General features: G+C 41.3%; 17 protein-coding genes. 12 read left to right on the forward strand and 5 right to left on the reverse strand.

What is annotated here, in order from left to right; genetic code table 11:
• Positions 1 to 26: 26 nt before the first annotated feature.
• The 6 genes from GW828_RS14980 (at position 27) to GW828_RS15005 (ending at position 5320) form a co-directional block, all read left to right on the forward strand.
• Complete coding sequence (locus GW828_RS14980) at positions 27 to 1295, forward strand: NAD(P)/FAD-dependent oxidoreductase (RefSeq protein WP_273058498.1); 1269 nt, start codon at positions 27 to 29, stop codon at positions 1293 to 1295.
• Positions 1292 to 2113, forward strand: coding sequence for a DUF1365 domain-containing protein (locus tag GW828_RS14985; protein WP_273058500.1), 822 nt, complete (start codon positions 1292 to 1294; stop codon positions 2111 to 2113). The genes GW828_RS14980 and GW828_RS14985 overlap by 4 nt, the downstream gene beginning before the upstream one ends.
• A 104-nt stretch (positions 2114 to 2217) precedes the next feature.
• Positions 2218 to 3453, forward strand: coding sequence for an SAM-dependent methyltransferase (locus GW828_RS14990; RefSeq protein WP_182698984.1), 1236 nt, complete (start codon positions 2218 to 2220; stop codon positions 3451 to 3453).
• 77 nt (positions 3454 to 3530) lie between these two features.
• A complete protein-coding gene (locus tag GW828_RS14995) occupies positions 3531 to 4067 on the forward strand; it encodes a DUF2878 domain-containing protein (protein WP_273058502.1) in 537 nt (178 codons plus the stop codon).
• Complete coding sequence (locus GW828_RS15000; protein WP_273058503.1) at positions 4068 to 4712, forward strand: chalcone isomerase family protein; 645 nt, start codon at positions 4068 to 4070, stop codon at positions 4710 to 4712.
• 53 nt (positions 4713 to 4765) lie between these two features.
• Positions 4766 to 5320, forward strand: a complete 555-nt coding sequence (locus GW828_RS15005; protein ID WP_124017921.1) for a DUF3833 domain-containing protein — start codon at positions 4766 to 4768, stop codon at positions 5318 to 5320.
• 88 nt (positions 5321 to 5408) lie between these two features.
• Here GW828_RS15005 and GW828_RS15010 read toward each other — a convergent pair whose 3' ends face one another.
• The gene (locus tag GW828_RS15010) at positions 5409 to 5753 is read right to left on the reverse strand and encodes a DUF3634 family protein (RefSeq protein WP_273058505.1); all 345 of its coding nucleotides are present in this window, start codon (positions 5751 to 5753) and stop codon (positions 5409 to 5411) included.
• Between the two features lie 338 nt (positions 5754 to 6091).
• Here GW828_RS15010 and GW828_RS15015 point away from each other — a divergent pair, with 338 nt between their 5' ends.
• Positions 6092 to 6271 (forward strand): hypothetical protein, encoded by a 180-nt coding sequence (locus tag GW828_RS15015; protein WP_124017895.1) that lies wholly within the window; start codon positions 6092 to 6094, stop codon positions 6269 to 6271.
• Between the two features lie 221 nt (positions 6272 to 6492).
• Here GW828_RS15015 and GW828_RS15020 read toward each other — a convergent pair whose 3' ends face one another.
• The 4 genes from GW828_RS15020 to aptA all read right to left on the reverse strand — a co-directional run bounded on the left by GW828_RS15020 (position 6493) and on the right by aptA (position 10618).
• On the reverse strand, positions 6493 to 7215 hold the full coding sequence (locus tag GW828_RS15020; protein ID WP_124017896.1) for a TorF family putative porin: 723 nt from the start codon (positions 7213 to 7215) through the stop codon (positions 6493 to 6495).
• A 120-nt stretch (positions 7216 to 7335) separates the two neighbouring features.
• Positions 7336 to 7701 (reverse strand): cupin domain-containing protein, encoded by a 366-nt coding sequence (locus GW828_RS15025; protein ID WP_273058507.1) that lies wholly within the window; start codon positions 7699 to 7701, stop codon positions 7336 to 7338.
• 9 nt (positions 7702 to 7710) lie between these two features.
• Positions 7711 to 9210 (reverse strand): CoA-acylating methylmalonate-semialdehyde dehydrogenase, encoded by a 1500-nt coding sequence (locus tag GW828_RS15030; protein ID WP_182742295.1) that lies wholly within the window; start codon positions 9208 to 9210, stop codon positions 7711 to 7713.
• 55 nt (positions 9211 to 9265) lie between these two features.
• Entirely contained in the window at positions 9266 to 10618 is a 1353-nt protein-coding gene (aptA, locus tag GW828_RS15035) for an omega-aminotransferase AptA (protein WP_124017899.1), read from the reverse strand.
• 311 nt (positions 10619 to 10929) lie between these two features.
• Between aptA and GW828_RS15040 the strand changes: the two genes are divergently transcribed.
• The 5 genes from GW828_RS15040 to GW828_RS15060 all read left to right on the forward strand — a co-directional run bounded on the left by GW828_RS15040 (position 10930) and on the right by GW828_RS15060 (position 18035).
• Positions 10930 to 12426 (forward strand): aldehyde dehydrogenase, encoded by a 1497-nt coding sequence (locus tag GW828_RS15040; protein ID WP_182698964.1) that lies wholly within the window; start codon positions 10930 to 10932, stop codon positions 12424 to 12426.
• 572 nt (positions 12427 to 12998) lie between these two features.
• Entirely contained in the window at positions 12999 to 14948 is a 1950-nt protein-coding gene (locus GW828_RS15045) for a HAMP domain-containing methyl-accepting chemotaxis protein (RefSeq protein WP_182698963.1), read from the forward strand.
• 142 nt (positions 14949 to 15090) lie between these two features.
• Positions 15091 to 15924 carry a sulfurtransferase gene (locus tag GW828_RS15050; RefSeq protein WP_273058511.1) on the forward strand — a complete coding sequence of 278 codons (834 nt, stop codon included), beginning with the start codon at positions 15091 to 15093 and terminating at the stop codon, positions 15922 to 15924.
• 653 nt (positions 15925 to 16577) lie between these two features.
• Complete coding sequence (locus GW828_RS15055; RefSeq protein ID WP_273058513.1) at positions 16578 to 17294, forward strand: hypothetical protein; 717 nt, start codon at positions 16578 to 16580, stop codon at positions 17292 to 17294.
• 144 nt (positions 17295 to 17438) lie between these two features.
• A complete protein-coding gene (locus GW828_RS15060; protein ID WP_273058514.1) occupies positions 17439 to 18035 on the forward strand; it encodes an HAD-IB family hydrolase in 597 nt (198 codons plus the stop codon).
• Positions 18036 to 18206 lie beyond the last annotated feature (171 nt).

The raw sequence follows: 18206 nt of genomic DNA on the forward strand, positions 1-18206 counted from the left end.
AAGTCTTAGTGTCAGGGATTAACGAAATGAAAAATATTGCTGTAATAGGTAGTGGAATTGCAGGCTTAACGAGTGCCCACTTACTCAGCCGTGAACACACGGTAACTGTGTTTGAGGCTAATGATTATATTGGTGGTCATACGGCTACCATAGATGTAGAAGTTGCAGGCCAGCAATACGCAATCGACTCAGGCTTTATTGTGTTTAACGATCGTACTTATCCGCTTTTTGAAACATTAATGGCGCAACTTAAGATTAAATCGATACCCACTGAAATGAGCTTTAGTGTTAACAATGCACTCACGGGGCTTGAATATAATGGCCATAATTTGTGGAGTTTATTTGCCCAGCGCCGTAATTTATTTCGTCCAAGTTTTTACAAGTTTTTAGGCGAGATAGTTCGGTTTAACAATGGTTGTAAAGTGATTTATGAGGCAGATAAATACCCTACGGCTTCACTAGGTGAATATCTTGACCAGCAAGGTTTTTCTGCCTTTTTCTGTGAGCATTATATTTTACCTATGGGCGCCGCTATTTGGTCTGCCAGTATTGATGATATGCGCGGTTTTTCACTGCGATTTTTCATTCGTTTTTTCCAACATCATGGATTATTAAATATTAATGATCGCCCGCAGTGGTATGTACTTGAAGGCGGTTCGCGCAGTTATATTCCTGCTTTAACGGCACCTTTCAAAGATCGCATTCAGCTTAATTCTCCCGTTACAGGTATTAAGCGCAGCGATGATAGCGTATATGTTCAAGTGGCTAAAGGGGAATGGCAGCGTTTTGATGATGTGGTATTAAGTTGCCATAGCGATCAGGCATTAGCGATGTTAACTGATGCCACTCAAGATGAGATCGACGTGTTAGGTGCGATGGAATACCAGAATAATGAAGTGGTATTACATACCGACATTAATCTGCTGCCTAAACGCAAAGCAGCATGGGCAAGCTGGAATTATCGTTTAGATGGTAAAAATCAGCAAGATATTGCCCAGCGTCCTGCCAGTGTGACTTATAACATGAATATTTTGCAGTGTTTACCAGCAAGTGCGCCAACATTCTGTGTCACTCTCAATCAAACGGCGTTAATTGACGAACGTAAAATTTTGCGTAAGTTTAATTATGCTCATCCAGTATTTAATGATGCCAGCATGAAGTCTCAAGCAAAAAGATCGCTTATCAATGGTAAACACAATACCTACTTTGCGGGAGCTTACTGGCACAACGGATTTCATGAAGACGGCGTTCGGAGTGCGGTTGAAGTATGCGATCTTTTTGGGATTAGTTTATGAATCAACCCACATCGGTAATGAAACATGATCAATTAAACAGTGGCATTTATTGTGGCAAGGTTAACCATCGCCGTCATACGCCTAAGGTGCACAGTTTCGGTTATAACATTGCGATGATGGCAATTGATTTAGATGAACTGCCAGCATTAACCGCGGTGAGTAAGTTGTTTTCAACAGACAAGTTTACCCCACTTAAATTTAAGCCTAGCGATTATCTCAATGCGCTTGAGCAGCAATTTGGTGAGGAACTTGCGTTAAGCCAAGCTTGTGTAGGCTCTGATGCTGTGGCATTGAAACATCGCGTGTTGGCAACCATTGAGCATTTAGGTGCTACACAAATATGCGATAAAGTGATATTTTCTGGGCAGATACGCCATTTTGGTTTTTATTTTAGTCCGGTCAATTTTTACTTTTGTTATCATCAAGATGAGCTAATCTATATGCTCGCTGAGGTGAGTAATACCCCTTGGAATGAGCGTCATTGTTATCTGGTGGATATTGCCAATACTACTCAAACAGACAAAGTGTTTCATGTGTCGCCTTTTATGAACTTAGATATGCATTACTTGTGGCGTATTTCGCCCCCAGCTAAACATTTGAAAGTGACTATTGAAAATAGAAATGCCAATAACGATAAGCTATTTGATGCTGGTTTAGTGTTAAAACGCCAACTAATTACCTCAAGTTCGATACGCCAATTTATGTTGGGTTACCCATTGATGACGCTCAAAATTATGTTGGGTATTTATTGGCAAGCTATGAAGTTATTTATTAAACGGATCCCATTTGTTGGCAAGCAGACCGTTAAGTTGAATTAATCATTATTGAAAAATGTAAACCAAATAAGTGGTTATCACGTATTACAGTTGCATTACGCCAATAAAGCGATCGAATAAGACAGTGTATGAACTGGAGAAATGACATGGAAAATATGGTGACAGAAAGTAGTATGACTCAAGCGAGTTTATCTGACAGCCTGGCAAGGAAAATTCTTCTTCGCGCATTAGCGCATCTTGCTGAAGGTCATTTAACGATTGTTGATGGTAATCAAACTTCAGAATTTGGCGATCCTAAAAGCGATGTGCACGCCACAATGCAGGTTCAGCATGCTAACTTTTATCGTCAAGTGGTGTTTGGCGGTTCAATTGGCGCTGGTGAAGCTTATATTCAAGGCCATTGGTGTAGCCCTGATTTGACCAAAGTGGTGCAGATTTTTGCCAAAAACTTAGCCTTGCTAGACAATATCGAGCGTTATTTTTCATGGTTGAGCAATGGTCTCAATCGCATTAAACATGTATTTAATCGTAATTCTGAAACCGGCTCTAAGCGAAATATTCTGGCGCATTACGATTTAGGTAATGACATGTATAAAGAGTTTCTTGACCCAGAAATGATGTATTCAAGTGCACTTTATCCGGCAGATGATAGCAGTCTAAATGAAGCGCAATTACACAAGTTGCACACCATTTGTGAGCGTTTAGATTTAAGTCCAGGCCAAACCTTGCTTGAAGTTGGTACCGGTTGGGGCGCTTTGGCCATTTATGCGGCGAAACATTATGGCGTGCATGTTACTACCACGACCATTTCCGATGCTCAGTACGATTATGCACTAGCGCGAGTGAAGCAAGAAGGGCTTGAAAATAGTATTACCTTATTGAAACAAGATTATCGTTTATTGACGGGTGAATATGACCGAGTCGTATCGATTGAAATGATTGAAGCTGTCGGCCACGAATATTTAGGCGGTTTTTTCGAAAAACTGCAGCATATGCTTAAACCAGACGGGCGCATGCTTATCCAGGCGATTACCATTGCCGACCAACGTTACAATAGCTATCGCAAGAGTGTCGACTTTATACAGCGCTATATATTCCCCGGCGGTTGCTTACCGTCGGTGAGTGAAATGACTCGTCACATCGCCAAGAAAACCGACATGGTCACCTGGTCTATTGATGATATGGGTAAAGACTATGCGCGTACTTTAAAGCATTGGCATGAGAATTTTGATGCTGCTTACGACAAAATAAAAGCCTTAAATTATGGTGATGACTTTATTCGTATGTGGAAGTTTTATCTGAGCTACTGCGAAGGTGGTTTTTTAGAACGTACCACAAGTACAGTGCATTTAGTTGCCGTGCGTCCTCAATACCGATCTTAATCAATGATAGTGTTATCTTGCTATTTACATCCCCGGTAATATATTACCGGGACGTCTCATCCTGTGTGTGAGGTGTTATGTCTTCTTACGGTATTCCGCCAACGTTATTTATCTTAATTAACGCCGTGTGCTTCCAATTAGTTTGGTGGGCGGGAGTACTGGCTCAAAATCAACTCTTATTACTGTCTATTTTATTGATCATTAGTCACTTTTTATTGTCACCATCAGCGCGTCATGATGCATTAGTTATGGGTGTTTGTGGGGCAATTGGCATCGCGGTTGATAGTCTATTGGTGTGGTTTGGCGTATTTGAATTCGCTAATATCCCTTATTGGTTGGGACTATTATGGCTCTATTTTGCACTTTGTTTAGACTACAGCTTATCTGTGTTCAGAAAGTTCCCTCTGTGGTTACAGTCAGTATTGGGTGGGGTATTTGGTTGTTTAAGTTATCTTGCTGGCGCTAAATTTGATGCCGTGGAGCTGCCATTGGGAGATGCTTGGAGTGCACTGATATTGGCACTGATCTGGAGTGGCTTATTTCCCGTACTGTTAATAATCAGTAGCAAAAAACTCCCGTATTACAACGGTGGCTCTCGTTTTGGAGAATCCTAGATGAAAACCTTAACCAAGACTGCTAAATCGCAGCCAAATTGGCAGATACCTCAATCGATGCACTGGTTAGCAGAATTACTCTTTGGTGTGGTGGGCGCAATGGTATTAGCACTTGTTGTTATGTTGAGTGTCAGTGATGCTTTTGCTAATGATGGTGACAGTGTTTCACATCTTGCGACAACAGCCCCCTTGGTTAAAGCCGACACAGCTGATGTGCCACTGATTGAAGTTGGCACAGCCGACATGAGCCTTCTGTGGCTGGATATCTATAGCGCTAAATTATTTTCCATCGACGGTAAATATCAAGCTAATCGATTTCCAATGACTCTCGACATCCAATATCACCGCGATATTGATGCCGGTGATTTGGTTGATGCGACAATTGAGCAATGGCAGCATCTAGGGTTAACTAAAGATAATATTGAGCTTTATCGTCAACAGATAGTCAAAGCATGGCCTGATGTTAAAGAGGGCGACAGACTCACGTTTAGAGTTAACACGCCTGAAGATGCAGCATTTTTACTTAATGATAAGCCATATTATCAAGTTAATAACAGTCAGTTCCCTGAAGCTTTTCTCGATATCTGGTTGTCAGAAAAAACCAGTCACCCCGAATTACGTAAACAATTAATTGGAGTCAACTAATGCGCACCAGTCTATTATCCATACCTCAAAAGATATCTTTCTCAGCGCGCGGCATGATTAAAAAGTTTGCTCATGTGTGTTTGTTTAGCGGATTACTTTTAGGTGTGATGTCATGTTCATCAGCCTCGATTGAAGATTATCAACAAACGACGCCTAAGTTAGACTTAGCCACATTTTTTGACGGTAAGCTAACGGCGGCAGGCATAGTACAAGATTTTTCTGGCAAGGTGACGCGTAAATTTACTGTGACTATGGAAGCGCACTGGACCGACACACCACAAGGCAAGCAAGGTGTGATTAACGAATGGTTTGTTTACGATGATGGCGAAAAACAAACTCGAGTATGGAAAATTACTGACAAAGGTAATGGTATTTACCAAGGCACAGCCAATGATATATTAGGTATTGCAGAGGGTGAGTCGCGCGGCAGCGCATTACGCTGGCGCTATGATATGCAATTAGCTGTTGATGGCAGTGAGTATCAAGTGCATTTTGATGATTGGATGTTTTTAGTCGATGACCAAACCATTATCAATAAAAGTGACATCATTAAGTTTGGTGTTACGGTAGCTCAGGTCACTTTAGTTATTGCTAAGCAAGCTGATTAAGTAGCGGACCAAGCTATAGGTTGGTGCTTTGCGAACATAAAAAATGGACTCATTAGAGTCCATTTTTTATGTTCGTCATTAAGCTGTATTAGCCTTTAAGCTTAGACGCATCAACATGTTTTTTATCGTAATATTCAAATGGAAACTGATTGCGGATCTGTTGTACTAGGTTATCGCCTATATTGGCCGAAACATGTAAACGCACGTCACCTGACTTTTCCGCTCTAATAGTGCAAGTGAGTTTGTTTGATTTAGCGATTGCACGGCAGTCTCGCTCAAACTTCTCTGGTATTTTGCCTTTGTGTCTGTTGAGTTTGCCATCTTTGAAATGCATTTCAAAAAGGGTTAATCCACGGCTACCACTGAAAATTAGTTTGTAGGCCAGAAAAAATAATACTGCAATTATCAGTACTTTGATGATGGTATCAACCATAGTTTGCTCCTTTAAACCGTATATTTATACGATGGCTATTACCATAAGATACTATGCTACGCTCTGGATGCAATGCTAATTTATTAAAATATATGCGCTAGATCCAAGTTATATTCTATGGTTAAGACCTTATTGATTAATCCAAGATGATTTTGTCATTTGAGTGCTGCCTAAAGCAAATTTGCTGTCATTTAAGCTAGGGCATAATGGATATCTGAGGGGGTGATCTTTAGGCTGGTTTAGTTATCGAAATGGCTTTATAAACGATGAATATGTGCTACATTTAATGACGATGCAGGTGCATGTAAATGGATGTATAACTTATTTAAGGACTAAATATGTCACTCTCTAATGCTAGTCGTTGGGCCGAAATCTGTGAAATCCAAACATCTTTAATGCTCGATTTAGCTGATAAATTCCCGCAGCGACGCGAACAATTACAACATATTGCTGACGGCTGGCAATGCGTTAAAAAGCAAGCCCAAGGGCAATCGCTAAATGGATTGTCGACCAAATAACTTCTGCTTTATGACCTTTTTAATCAATATCCAATCTTGGTTTATAGTTAAAACATAAAAAAACCGCATTATGCGGTTTTTTGTTTTTAACACCGGCTGATATCCGTTTAATCGTCAACACTCATGTCACATTGCAACTTGTACATAGTGAGCCACAATGGACTAGTGCTAATACGATAAACAATGATCAGCGCTGTTGCGTAGCAATTAACCCCTAGGGGTTAAAATGCGTAACTAACGCTGGCTAGTACTGTGCCTGAGTTTTTATATAGCCCAGAGCTTACTTTGTAATCACCACTCATGTCGGTGTCTAAATAAGCTAAAGATAAGCCAAAACCAGAGACTTCGGTTGATACGCCCACAGAGTAATCTGAATAGCTGTCAAAACCTTCACCATCATCAATGGCGTCACCAAAGTTGTAGCCATAATGCAGGTCTAAACTCCAGTTTTCGGCAAACTCCCAGCCATAATTGATTTCGGTATAGTGCAGATCAAGATCGCTTCCACCGTAGTCATTAGTATACCAATAGGCTGCTCTGAAACCACTGAAGTCGATACCTGCGCTAATCTCTAAATAATCCAGATCGCTTTCGCCTGGGTAGTTGTAACGATATAAGGTTAAGTCATAACTGGTATCGTCGTTAAGTTCACCATAGTAACCAGCATACAAGTCTATTTCGACGTCTGGGCCATTGTAATCTGGCTCATCGAAATCGACATTACTGCCCCAAGCACCGACAAAAAAACCACTTTCATGGCTCCAATCGATATTAGCTTGTAGCGCTGGATCCCCTGCGGTTTGTGATATTCCACGGAAACGATAATCGTTGGTTACAGTGACCGCACCAGATACTTCTGCCGTGGCTAACGGAGCCAGAAGAGTAGCTGATAACGTTAATCCGCTTAACAGTGCAATTCGCGTTCTTTTAAATGTTTTCGACACGATATTATCTCCATTTACATAAAATACAGTGACTGATATTGAGCTATCTAGCTACTGCGTATGCCACTTATCAGAAGCAAAACCGTCATGGTTTCGTCTGTACCGCATGGCGGTTAAACGTTACTGTTGTTCAAACATAACGTAGATTTTTTTACAGTGATTAACCACTTCCCACGTGCCGGTAAATCCAGCTGGAATAACAAACTTATCACCCGTACTGACGGTTAAGCGTTGGCCTTGACTGTCAGTGATGATGCTAGTGCCTTCGAGAATGTCGCAATATTCATATTCGCTATAATTAATGTTCCAACTGCCAGACTCACTTTGCCAAATACCGACATTAAATTGCTTACATTGGCTTTCAAAATGATTTTGTACTGACTGTAATGGATTACCTGTTATCAGTTTTTCATTGGCCAAGTGATAAGACTCAACCGCAGTTGATTGGCGACTAAACACGGTAATATCGCTAATGTTTTTGTTCATCGAATTCACTTATTTCATCGTAGGCATGATAAATGCTGAAGGTTCGTTACTGTCGCTTTTAGCTTGTGGCCAGCGAGCCGTAATGGCTTTTCGCTTAGTATAAAAACGTACTCCATCAGGTCCGTGCATATGCAGAGGCCCAAATAGTGAGCGTTTCCACCCCCCAAAACTATGAAATGCCATAGGTACCGGAATGGGCACATTCACTCCGACCATACCCACTTCAACATGGTGACAAAAATGGCGTGCAACTTGGCCGCTTTGAGTGAAAATGGCGGTGCCATTGCCAAATTCATGTTGGTTAATTAACGCCAAGGCTTCGGCATAGGTATCGACTCGCACTATTGCTAATACAGGGCCAAAAATTTCTTGTTGGTAAATGCTCATGTTTGGCGTGACATGATCAAATAAGCACGCACCCAAAAAGTAACCTTGCTGGTGGTCGCTAATGCTGATATCGCGGCCATCAACCACTAACGTCGCGCCTTCATTCACGCCAGCATCAACGTAATCACGTACTTTGGCTAAGTGTTGCGCCGAAATTAACGGCCCCATGTCCATTTCCGGCGTCACACCGCTACCCACTTTTAAGGCACTAATTTGTGGCAGTAATGCTTCCACCAATTTGTCAGCCACATCACCAACCGCCAATACGACTGAAATCGCCATACAGCGCTCACCGGCACTACCGTATGCAGCTCCCATTAGCGCATTAACGGCTTGATCTAAGTCAGCGTCTGGCATCAATAACATATGATTTTTAGCACCGCCCAACGCCTGTACACGTTTACCGTGAGCAGAAGCTGTGCTGTAAATATATTCAGCAATAGGGGTTGAGCCAACAAAGCTGACGGCGTGAATATCAGGGTGAGTTAACAAGGTATCAACCGCTTCTTTATCACCATTGATAACGTTAAATACACCATCAGGTAGACCGGCTTGTTTAAGCAATTCGGCAATAAACATTACTGCACTTGGATCTTTTTCAGATGGCTTCATGATAAAAGCATTACCGCAGGCTATCGCGATAGGGAACATCCACATTGGCACCATCACTGGAAAGTTAAACGGAGAAATACCCGCCACCACACCTAATGATTGGTTAACTGACCATGAGTCAACGCCGCCACCGACTTGCTGAGTATGTTCGCCTTTGAGCAAATGTGGAATGCCACAAGCAAACTCAACAACCTCTAGCCCTCGGGTGATTTCACCTTTAGCATCATCTAATACTTTGCCGTGTTCAAGAGTGATTAATTGTGCCAATTTATCAACATGTTGCTCGACTAAGGCTTTAAATTTAAATAATACCCGAGCACGGTTGAGTGGGGTGACTTGTGACCAGGTTTGGTAAGCTTTTTTGGCCGCACTAATCGCTAAGCTCACTTCTTCATGACTCGCCAGTGATACTTGGCCACGGGTTTCACCCGTTGCAGGATCATAGATTGTTTGATTACGCTGACTCGCTGGTGTGTGTTGCCCATCGACAAAATGAGTAATGTTAAGCATGAACTGGATCCTTCTAAGCAAAATAGGTATTCAAGAAATTGGTATTTAAAAACGATTAACCAACCGCGTTAATCGCATCGCTTATGTGATTAACCATGTCGTCGATTTGTGATTTTTCTACAATCAATGGCGGTGATAACGCGATGATGTCAGCGGTTGCTCGCACTAAGGCACCTTGCCTAAAGCAGTGATCAAAAATGGCGTAACCTCGCTTACCCACACCTTTATCGCTCGGTGCCAGTTGGATACCTGCCACTAAACCGGTATTGCGAATATCAATGACGTTTGGCAGTCCTTTAAGGCTGTGAACGGCTTGCTCAAAGTAAGCCTCAAGTCCCTTAGCGCGTTCAAATAACTGCTCATCTTCATATATTGATAAAGTTGCAAGTGCTGACGCTGCGGCAACCGGATGGCCTGAATAAGTGTAACCATGGAAGAATTCAATTAACTCATTAGGGCCATTCATACATGTATCGTGAATGGTATTACTGACAAATACAGCGCCCATCGGAATTGCACCGTTATTAATCGCTTTCGCTGTGGTTATCATGTCTGGCGTCACTTGCCAGCGTTCACTGGCAAAAGCAGCACCAACTCGGCCAAAGCCGGTGATCACTTCATCAAAAATAAGCAAAATACCGTGTTTTTGAGTGATTTCACGCAGGCGCGCCAAGTAACCGTCTGGTGGCAGAATAACCCCTGCTGATCCTGACATTGGCTCGACAATGACAGCGGCAATATTTTCCGCGCCATGTAACGTAATCAGTTGCTCAAGTACTTCGGCTTTATCTAAGCCATGTGGAGGTAAACCATGACTGAAAGCATTATTGGCAATGTCGAGAGTGTGAGGCAGGTGATCAACACCTTGCAGTAATTGTTGGCTGAATGTTTTACGGTTATTACTAATGCCACCCACTGAGATGCCACCAAAACCGACACCATGATAGCCAAGCTCACGGCCGATAAAGCGCGTTCGAGATGCCTGACCATTGGCTCTGTGATAACAAAGTGCCATCTTAAGTGCAGTATCAACCGACTCTGAGCCTGAATTGGTAAAAAATACCTTATCTAATCCATCTGGACTGAGCTGACTGAGTTTATGCGCTAATTCAAATGCAAGTGGATGACCCATTTGAAACGACGGCGCATAATCCATTTGGCTAATTTGTTTACTTACCGCTTCTGAGATCTCTTGCCTTCCGTGTCCCGCATTACAACACCATAGACCTGCGGTAGCATCGAGTACTTTATTGCCTTCAATATCGGTGTAATACATTCCTTGTGCCGAAACAAGGAGACGTGGATTGGCTTTAAACTGCTTGTTGGCGGTAAATGGCATCCAAAAGTGCGCCATATTTGGCCAAGATTGTGATGAATCGCTGATTCCATTTTGCTTATATTCGCTCATAAATTGACTCTACATTGATAGCTACAATTATTAGGGATTCATCTTAAACTGATTAAATAATGAGTGACGAATATTCGCTATGCTATGTCAAAAATAATGAACATAAAAGTGTTTTGTGCATTTATTTAAACTAAATGTGCCTATTTTGTAAAATATATTGAAAATTTCTTGCTGTTCAGCATAATCAGGTGACAATATTGATTAACATAAATGTGTCAGTAATCCATTTTAGACGGCACAAATTAGTCTTGGCACCTGCTTTATTTCTTAGTTTTGGTGTTTATCAATCCATTTATTATTTCGAGGTCACAATGAGTACTCCAACAAGTCGTAGCGATTGGGAAGCACTGGCAGCAAGTTTACAAATCAATGGCAGTGCATTTATCAATGGTCAATATCAAAGTGCTGTGTCTGGTGACACTTTCGACTGTATCAGCCCAATTGATGGCAAAGTTCTTGCCAAAGTCGCGAGCTGTGATTTAGCCGATGCAAACCTTGCTGTTGCCAATGCGCGTGAAGTATTCGAAGCGGGTACCTGGGCTAATTTACCACCAGTAAAACGTAAAGAAGTCATGATTAAGTTTGCCGATTTACTTGAAGCCAATGCCGATGAAATGGCGTTACTCGAAACCCTAGATATGGGGAAGCCCATTCAGCATTCTAAAGGGGTTGATGTTGTCGGTGCTGCCCGTGCTATCCGTTGGTCTGGTGAAGCAATCGATAAAATTTATGATGAAATAGCGCCAACAGCCCATAACGAAATTGGCATGATTACCCGTGAAGCCGTTGGTGTGGTTGCCGCGATTGTACCGTGGAACTTCCCGATGATTATGGCGTGCTGGAAGCTAGGGCCATCATTAGCGACAGGTAATAGTGTGATTTTAAAACCATCAGAAAAATCGCCATTAACCGCTATTCGTATGGCCCAGTTAGCCATTGAAGCGGGTATTCCTGCCGGCGTATTAAACGTATTGCCTGGTTTTGGTCATACAGTGGGTAAAGCGCTGGCGTTGCACATGGACATTGATACTTTGGTATTTACCGGTTCAACAAAAATTGCCAAACAGTTAATGATTTATGCGGGTGAGTCGAACATGAAGCGGGTATGGTTGGAAGCTGGTGGTAAGAGCCCAAACATTGTGTTTAACGATGCACCAGATTTGAAAGCGGCAGCAGAAGCCGCTGCGGTAGCGATTGCGTTTAACCAAGGCGAAGTGTGTACTGCTGGTTCTCGCTTATTGGTTGAGTCAGGCGTTAAAGATGAGTTAATCAAGTTGATAGTTGAACAAATGCAGGGCTGGCAACCAGGGCATCCACTTGATCCTAAAACCACTTGTGGTGCTATGGTCGATCAACAACAGCTCACTAATGTATTGAACTATATTAAAAGCGGCAGCGAACAAGGTGCTACCTTAGTTGATGGCGGCAAACAAGTGATGGTAGAAACCGGCGGCATGTTTGTGCAACCGACTATTTTCAGTAATGTTAAAAATGACATGAAAATTGCCAGTGAAGAGATTTTTGGTCCTGTGTTATCGGTTATTGAATTTGATGGCATGGAAGAAGCCATTAAGATTGCCAACGACACTATCTATGGCCTAGCTGCTGGTGTGTGGACCTCAAACTTAAGTAAAGCCCATAAAACGGCTAAAGCGCTGCGCAGCGGTATGGTGTGGATAAACCATTATGACGGTGGTGACATGACGGCTCCATTTGGGGGTTATAAGCAGTCTGGTAATGGCCGCGACAAGTCATTACATGCGTTTGATAAGTACACTGAACTTAAAGCGACTTGGATTGCTCTATAGTCACTAAGGTTTTAGATGTGAAAAGCCCTTTATTTGCTAATAAAGGGCTTTTTTATTAGTAGGTATTCAAGCTAAAGAATGTGATTACTCGCCCTAAACCACAGTGTATAAATGATTCAAAATTAGTCAGATGATAAATTGATTGCAGGATGATCTCACGGTTTATTTATGATTAACATATCAGCATAGATGCAAAAGCATATTGCTAAAAGTAACACCTTTCTAGCCCCCCTTATGTGGTGAGTACTGCCGCCAAATATGCTTCATCCAGCGACTATTGTCCTAGTCATTCCCGTCAAATTTCTCAGTTTTCATTGTTATTTAGCTACCTTTGTATTTCTTATTTACTCTTTATTTAACACTAGCCTTAAGTATTAATTATCAATTTAAATGTCAACCTTTGGTTTTATCATTGGTTGATAAATATGGTTTTTAGCATTTTAAATCAATTATTTAAATTGATATGTTGGCAAGATATTGGTAATAATATTTGCTGGTTATATCCTTTTAGCTGTTGATGGCGACATTCAGCTAATCACAATTTTGCTAGTTGATATTATTTGAGGTGACTCATGTTTAACAATCTAAAGCTCGGTGCAAAAATCAGTGGCGGTTTTGGTTTGGTGCTCATACTACTTGCAATTGTTGTGGTGACTAGCATTAGCGCACTTAACTCATCTGGTTCGAGTTTTCTTCATTATAAATCACTAGCACAAGACACGAATATCGCCGGAAGACTTCAGGCTAATATGTTATTGGTGCGTATTAAGGTGAAAGATTATCTCATCAGCCAGTCCGATGAAGATTTAGTCGAGTACAACAGTGATGTGACCAAAATGAAAACTTACCTTGAGGAAGCGAAAAAGCAAATCAAGGCGCCTGAGAGAGCCGCGCAGATTACCTTTGTTGAAGAATCATTTCGCACTTACCAACAATCATTTGAGCAGGTTGTTGAGTTGATTCGACAAAGACATAAAATCAATGACACTCAGCTGGTACCAAGCGGAGAGAGAATGCTTGCCACCATAGAAAGTCTTATTCAATCGTCAAATGATAATGAAGATAATCAAGCGGTTTATTATGCCAGTTATGTTAAAGACACCCTGCTAATGGGGCGTTTATTTATGGTGAAGTATTTGCAAACTAATCAAGAAAGTGATTTTGGCTTAGCCCTTGAGAAAATGACTAATCTGATGGCAACTAAGCTCGATCAACTCGATAAAAATCTTAATCAAAGCGAGCAAAGAAGTTTAATGCTCGAGTTTGAAAAAAACCATAAAATTTACTTAGCATCAATGAATCAGGTACATGATTCTATTGTCAGCAGAAATAACTTAATTAAAAATGTTTTAGATGTGCATGGCCCTAAAATCGCTCATGCCACAGAAGACATCAAACTCTCAGTAATGAATGAGCAAAAAGCATTAGGCTCTGAGCTTGATGTCACCATTGCAGACAGTATTCAGTTCACATTGATCATGTCTATCGCTGCAATCGTCATAGGGCTCGTTATTGCATATCTTCTTACCATCAGTATTACTCGGCCCATCCAAACCGCTGTTAATGCGGCAAATCAATTGGCTTTAGGCGATTTAACGGTTCGGTTAGAGAGTAGCAGTAAAGATGAAACGGGTATGTTGCTGAATGCTATTCAAGATACTTCAACTAAATTAAAACTGATGCTCACCACAATTAATGCCGCCAGTATTGAGTTAGCATCAGCATCTGAAGAGCTCGCTGTTGTGACAGAACAAACGTCCAATGGGATTTCTCGACAAGAATCTGAAACGGATATGGTTGCCACCGCAATGAATGAAATGGCTGCAACCGTTCATGATGTTGCAGATAGTGCGGCAAAAGCGGCTGATGCCGCTAATCAGGCAAATATTGAATCATTATCAGGTTCACAAGTTGTGGACCAAACAATAAGCTCTATCAATTCTCTGTCATCGAGTGTGAATGATTCCTCAGAGAAATTACACGAAGTGCAAAAAGAAGTCCTAAACATCAGTTCCATTTTAGGTGTTATTCGAAGTATTGCAGAGCAAACCAATTTACTTGCGTTAAATGCTGCTATTGAGGCCGCTAGAGCAGGAGAGCAAGGGCGAGGTTTTGCCGTTGTGGCTGATGAAGTTCGCACTCTTGCAGAGAGAACTCAAAGGTCAACGTCTGAAATCCAGACCATTATAGAACAGCTTCAGGCCGGAACAGAAAATGCCGTCTCTGTGATGAGCCAGGGAAAAACACAAGCTGAACATTGTGTAGCGCAAGCCAGTAAAGCCAATACTGCACTAAAATCAATTACGAATGCTGTAAATTTGATCAATGACATGAACATGCAAATAGCCAGCGCCGCAGAAGAACAAAGTTCAGTGGCTGAGAGCATTAACGAGAATATTATTAATGTTAAACGTATCGCCGAAGAAAACTCACAAGCTTCAACTCAAACCCGCAGTTCAAGTGCTGAAATAGCCCGTTTAGCTGAGCAGTTAAACCAGCTAGTGTCACAATTTAAGGTGTAGGATTTCATTTATCCAGCGAATAAAGATATGGATATTAATCGAGCACAATGAGGTTAATTGCTATCAATAGCTGAATGACTTGCTATTGCGTTATGACAGTGCAATATTGTTGTTTTATAAACAAATTGCAGTGAGGTTAATCGTGAATAATCCTTTAGTGACAACTGATTGGTTAGCATTACATCTTGATGATCCTGAGCTTGTGTTACTTGATGCCAGTATGGAAATTGTGCTGGGAAAAGAGCCATTAGTATACGATGAACTTTTCGTTATCCCTGGCGCGTTATCATGCCAAATGGACAAGCTTTTTTTTGATCATCGATCATCACAAACTCATGCAATGCCTACGGCTGAGCAGTTTACTGATGCTGCGCAGTCATTGGGAATAACCCATAACAGCACAGTAGTGATTTACGACAATCAAGGTATTTATTCTGCTCCGCGAGCGTGGTGGACTTTCAAAACTATGGGTTTTGATAAGGTATTTGTACTCGATGGTGGTTTACCACAATGGCATGCAGAAGGACGAGATACCGTCCGCCAATTCTCATCTGCTACTCACTTAGGCGATATCAAAGGTCGTTTGCAACAACACAAAATGTGTGACACTGAGTTTGTGTTAACCCATCTTGGCCATGCCAATGTTGATGTGATTGATGCTCGTGCAGCAGGGCGTTTTAATGGTACCTCACCAGAGCCTAGAGTGGGCATGCGCAGTGGTCATATTCCCGGTTCGCTCAACTTGCCTTTTGCGCAGGTATTAAATGGTTTTAAAATGAAATCGATTCGTGAATTGCATACTATTTTCGCGACCTTAGATACCAGTAATAATGCTCAACGAGTGTTTAGTTGCGGTTCAGGCATTACCGCATGTATTTTGATTTTAGCTTCCTATGTAGCCGGACACCATCAAGCGGTTTTATACGATGGTTCTTGGGCTGTGTGGGGCGGAGATGCAGCTTTACCAATAGAGTAGGGCCAATGTTGCTGTCATTCCGGCATTATTTTTTGAGCCGGAATCCAGCTTTTTTATAGCCTACGGCCACTAACGTCGTGGTGCTTCGCCCACACCAGACCAAGAGGAAACCAACGGCTATTCCCTCTTTACTCTTTATAAATGAATTAGCCCAGCCGCCCCGCAACATTTTCGCTATTTACAAAACAACATATACGAAAAGGTCGCCATGGGGATTGAGCCAGCTTTTGGCTTAGTTTGAGTTCCGCTTCGGCCATCTTATTAATAAACAGTAAAATACTAACGCTTCCTATGGGAATCTGATAGACAGGATGTCTGAATACCTTAAAGCACATGGTCAATGATGTTCCCGACATCATTATGACATTTCCAATATCCATATAGGTCAGATGTGCGAGACAGGCCATGTCAGGCTCATGCATTCTTTTATAAAGAGTCTTCAACGCACTCAATCAAAATGAAACCGGATGGTTAAAGCAGCAACATAATCTAAAAGCTATATAGTCCAACGACCTGCAATAAGAGGTATTTGGCAATAATGTTCAGTTAGAGTCTGATTAATCAATATTATCGAGGAAGTGACATCATTTACTTGTGGATAATGAACTTGTTGTGCTAATTTTTTGCCAACTCAACATCATGATGGAATATGAATGCGTTATCTACTGCTCGCTATGCTGCTAACCTTAACCGGTTGTGCAAGCAAACAACCTCCTTTCAGCCTTGTTATCGATCCCTTACTTCCCAATACCATTAATTATAACGGTGAAATTAACCCAGACAATGTTGCCGCCTTTGAACAAGGTATAGCAAATAGCTCAACTCAAATCACCTCATTGGTTATTACTAGTGGTGGGGGCGATGTGTTTGCTGGAATACGATTAGGTGAATTGGTATATCGGCATAAATTAAAGGTCACAGTCGATAAAGTCTGTGCGTCATCTTGTGCTAATTATGTTGTAACGGCCAGTGATGATGTGACGATAAAACAAGATGCCCTGTTAGGTTGGCATGGTGGGGCGTTACAACCACTATTATACGGCTCGGAAGACTTAAGTAAGTACAGCAAAACTATGGTTGAATATATTTTGCAGTGGGAACAAGCCGAACGTGTATTTTTTGACAAGGTTAAGGTTAATCAAGCTGTCACAGTATTGGGGATGATGCCAAGCTTAAAAGATAAACGAAACACGCCATTATACAGTTATGATCAGCAGACGTTAAAAGCGTTAGGTTTACATATTACTTTTGAAGACAAGCAAGCAACGCTTTCTAAAACCGGCGAAGAAATAGTACAAATATTTAGCTTAAGCCCTGAAGTGTTAGACACTTTACTGATGCAGCATGTTCAAAGGTTGCAGCAATTATAATTGAGTAGCATATTTTATTTTTTCAGCTAATAAGTGTCATGACATCGAATCTGAATCGAAGCAGAAAATTTATATATATTCAGTCAATAGATTGTGAGTCACTTAATCATCGCCATAAAAGCTAATGCATTAAAGGAGATTAAAGTGAATTTAGCCTTATTTGATTTTGATGGCACGATTACGAATGCCGATATGTATAGTAAATTTTTACGTTACTCGACCACAGGTGCTCGATTAATAGTAGGTAATGTGTTGCTCGCTCCTTTTGTGATTATGTATAAATTGGGCATACTTCCTGCCAATAAAATGCGCCCCATTGCCAGTTTTGTCGCTTTTTATCAAAAAGAACACCATGCGCTTGATGTAATGGGATTGGATTTTACCAAACAAGTTATTCCTCAGTTCATTCGATCACACGCACTTGATAAAATTCGCTGGCATAAAGATAACGGCGATCATGTTGTTGTGGTATCTGCATCCATTGATATCTATTTAAAGCATTGGTGTAATGAATTAGGAGTGATGTTGATTTGTAGTGAGTTAGCGGTAAACAATGGCAAATTATCTGGCTTTTATACCTCAGGCGATTGTAGTGAAAAAATGAAATCTAAACGGATCTGTGAACGTTTTAATTTAGATCATTATGATTGTGTTTATGCTTACGGCGATACCACTGAAGATTTAGATATGTTGAGTATTGCTGATGAGAAATACATGAATTGGGTAAAGGTTAAAGATTAAATTAGACTCATTTTACAATAAGTCGCTAACGCATTGATGCCCCAAAGTTGGTTAGGCTATGACCTGCGGCCACTAAAGTCGTGGTGCTTCGCCCACACCAGACCAAGAGGAAATCAACGGCTATTCCCTCTTTACTCTTTATAAATGAATTAGCCCAGCCGCCCCGCAACA

Source organism: Shewanella vesiculosa, from assembly GCF_009994065.1.
GTDB classification, from domain to species: Bacteria; Pseudomonadota; Gammaproteobacteria; order Enterobacterales; family Shewanellaceae; genus Shewanella; species Shewanella vesiculosa.